This window comes from Neobacillus drentensis NBRC 102427 (genome assembly GCF_001591445.1).
GTDB classification, from domain to species: Bacteria; Bacillota; Bacilli; order Bacillales; family Cytobacillaceae; genus Neobacillus; species Neobacillus drentensis.
On sequence record NZ_BCUX01000115.1, the window covers coordinates 1 to 3,021 of the forward strand.

The window sequence follows — 3,021 nt, forward strand, 5'->3', positions numbered from 1 at the left end:
TCTGACCCCAAGATTGCTAATAACGGAAAGAAGAGACAACCAACCACCCCAACAATATTCAACTGCAACTATATTCTATCACTTTCCATCACTCTAAAAACCTATCAATCTTCGACAAAATCCGGGGCATAACAGGCACCTGGATTTTTTGGCAAGGTGTTACAGTAATTTCTTACCTTATTACCTCCTGCTTGCTTTTTTGAGTCTCTTCCAAAAAATCTCCTAAATGTACTCTTTTTTTTCCCAATCAGCCTTTTCATATTCACTCATCGAGTCGTTTAATCCCAAATAATTTGCAATAGAAAGAACAACAAGGGTTATATTCGTAAAAACTTGAATGATATGTATTAGCTTCTCAAATCCTATAAATTCAAGATTAAATGAAAAGTTAAAGGCCGATACAGAACCGCTATACATTAAACATTCAAAAAAATTATTACTATTAGCACTGTCTATTATATTAGTGTCTAAAAAATAAATAATAGCAAATAATAAAGTCACTTCAACATAGCTATGTACGGCTAATGAAATTCTATTGCCTTTTTTTAAAGTTGATAATCTTTCACCAATTTCTAAGTCATGGGTCATTCTAGGACTAACCACATCATTATAAAAAGCATAACAAATCTCAAAAACTCTTGAGAAGGTATGTAAAACTACAAAAGTAAACATAATCTCCTTCAATGGATTCCCTAAAATTCCTTGTGAAACAAACAGGATTATAAAAATTGAAACAAAGCTTACTAGAATAATATTTGCCCAGTTACTACATAGTACAAATAATTTTCTCCGCCGCTTCCGCATATGTATTTCACACTCATATTCACGGTCGTTCTTAAAATACCTACAATCAATTTTTCTCCCGTTATACGTGTGAAATTTAGTAAGACCTCTTCTTTTGTTACATCTTTCTTCAAAATAATATTTATTTAGTATATCTTTAAAGATCCTTGCAAAGACATAGTCTGGTGATATAAAGAATAGAATTATTTTGACTCCCCTAATTTCTTTAGTGCAGGTTCTCCAACATCTTAAGAAAGGATTTATCTTATTTTTTCTTTCTACACGCCTTAAGGAAATATCATAAACTATGTAATGTAAAACATATGCCACAATAATTGTAATCAGAAAACCTAATATCCATTCAGAAAAGTTAATCCCGAGAGGTTTTGATAATTTATTGAATTTAAAATCAAGTCCGCTTAAAAAAATAAAAGGGAGTAGAAAAATAATAGAACATAGTTTAAAAGCATTTACTGGATATTTTTTCTGTCTATCTTCCAATGTATATTTCACCTTTCCTTGTAGCATTTTCCTTTACTTTAGATTTATCATTATTGAAAAATAATAGATAAATTCTACCGCTTTCTATATCATTAGTCACTATCAAGGGGATAGCCCCTATATATATTAGCCAGTCCCTCTTAGAGTGGGGATCTGACCCCCGAATTCTAAAATATACATAGACAATAGTTTGACTATTACTGTAGAAACTTTTACAGTTCCTGAAGGATACAAAAGCTTCGCAAATAATTCCTATCATCACCACTATGATTTACTAGGAAGAGGATTTAATCAAAATAAAGATGAAAGTGTAAAACTAGTCGTCCAAGATTTACGTGAATTGATGGCTGCATAATCGGATAATACATAGACCAATTCAACCATGTCGGAATTGCTAAGATAACTCGGGTTTTACTGAAATAAAAACACCCTTTCAAGAAGAAAGGATGTTTGTGTATTGTGTTAGTAAACTTTTTCTTTATAAAATGCTTGAATCTGTTGGTCTCCATTTTTTGCAGCAATCATAAGGCTCATAGTAACCAGCATTGCGAAAGAACCAACAAATAAACCTGTGATAAAAATTAACATAGGTACCCTCCTATTTTATATTTCATAATTCGTCGGAAGGTGGTCATATTCGGTATCTGGCTAGCTTAGTTTATAAAAACCTTAGCCCCTATAGCTTTGCGCCACCATCTTTCAATGGATTTGCCCTTTTCGTACGAACTATGTATCTATTTTATACCATAAATTACTTAATATAGATAGTTCGAATAACCCTTTAAAAACAAAATACTAGACTTCGGAACTATTGATAGCTATATATAGGCAACCACTAATAAGAAAATTCAGTACTTTGTTTGTATTGTTTTGAAAAATAAAAAACAACCCCAGAGTCGAGGTTGCTAGGTAAACGCCTTCAATTTATTGTTGTGATTCAAGGAGTTGGTCTCCCCGCTAAGCTGCAACCATAAGACTCATAACTGTAAGCATTGAGAACGATCCAACAAATAGACCTGCAATAAAGATAACCATAGTGTAACCTCCCAGAGTATATTCATAATCCGTAGTAAGGTGATCATATTCGGTAACTGGCTGGCATAGTTGTAAGAACCTTTGCCCCTTTAGTTTTGCGCCTCCATTTTTCAATGGGTTTGCCCTTTCGTACGAACTATGTGTTTATATTGATAGTATACCAATAGTTCCTAGTGTTTTTGATAATCTAGATTTGAGCCACTTTTAAACGTTTTGATCACATAAAAAATGAGCCACATGATTCCCAATTCTATTAACCTCTCTTATGATAGGAAGTGACCAAACTTACTTCATTTGAGAGGAACGAAAAGGATGATCGAAATGGCTCAATTTCATAATATCAAATTTTTAACAGAGGTTGAAGGTTTATCGCAAAGGCCAATTGCGACAAAACTTGGAATTTCTCGTAACATCGTGAGTAAATACCTGAAAAATAATACAGCACCAACAACACTTTTACGAAAATACGTGTATGGAACAAAGGAATTTTCTCCAGAAACAAAACGAGTCATTCCAATCATTGATCAATGGTTAGAAGATGACCTAAAGAGTTAGAAAAGCAAAAGCATACCGCTATCAAAATTTTAAGAGATTACAAGATGAATATGATTTTAAAGGATCTGCCTCAAATATTCACAAAATCGTAGCCAAACGCTGGCAACAAATCCAGGAAGTATATATTCCACTTTATTTTCAACTCGG

4 protein-coding genes and 2 riboswitches are annotated in these 3,021 nt (G+C 32.8%); of the genes, 2 read left to right on the forward strand and 2 right to left on the reverse strand.

Annotated elements, in window-relative coordinates; genetic code table 11:
* Positions 1 to 222: 222 nt before the first annotated feature.
* Positions 223 to 1,284, reverse strand: coding sequence for a hypothetical protein (locus BDR01S_RS24330; RefSeq protein ID WP_066248412.1), 1,062 nt, complete (start codon positions 1,282 to 1,284; stop codon positions 223 to 225).
* Positions 1,285 to 1,474: 190 nt separating this feature from the next.
* On the opposite strand from BDR01S_RS24330, the gene BDR01S_RS25580 reads away from it, so the two are divergent.
* Entirely contained in the window at positions 1,475 to 1,639 is a 165-nt protein-coding gene (locus tag BDR01S_RS25580; RefSeq protein ID WP_157406258.1) for a hypothetical protein, read from the forward strand.
* 107 nt (positions 1,640 to 1,746) lie between these two features.
* On the opposite strand, the gene BDR01S_RS26420 is transcribed toward BDR01S_RS25580, so the two are convergent.
* Positions 1,747 to 1,872 (reverse strand): DUF3789 domain-containing protein, encoded by a 126-nt coding sequence (locus tag BDR01S_RS26420; RefSeq protein ID WP_235846653.1) that lies wholly within the window; start codon positions 1,870 to 1,872, stop codon positions 1,747 to 1,749.
* A 48-nt stretch (positions 1,873 to 1,920) separates the two neighbouring features.
* A riboswitch (cyclic di-GMP riboswitch) is annotated at positions 1,921 to 2,007 on the reverse strand.
* Positions 2,008 to 2,367: 360 nt separating this feature from the next.
* Positions 2,368 to 2,453, reverse strand: a riboswitch (cyclic di-GMP riboswitch).
* 178 nt (positions 2,454 to 2,631) lie between these two features.
* Between BDR01S_RS26420 and BDR01S_RS24335 the strand changes: the two genes are divergently transcribed.
* On the forward strand, positions 2,632 to 2,874 hold the full coding sequence (locus BDR01S_RS24335) for a helix-turn-helix domain-containing protein (protein ID WP_066248414.1): 243 nt from the start codon (positions 2,632 to 2,634) through the stop codon (positions 2,872 to 2,874).
* Positions 2,875 to 3,021: the final 147 nt, after the last annotated feature.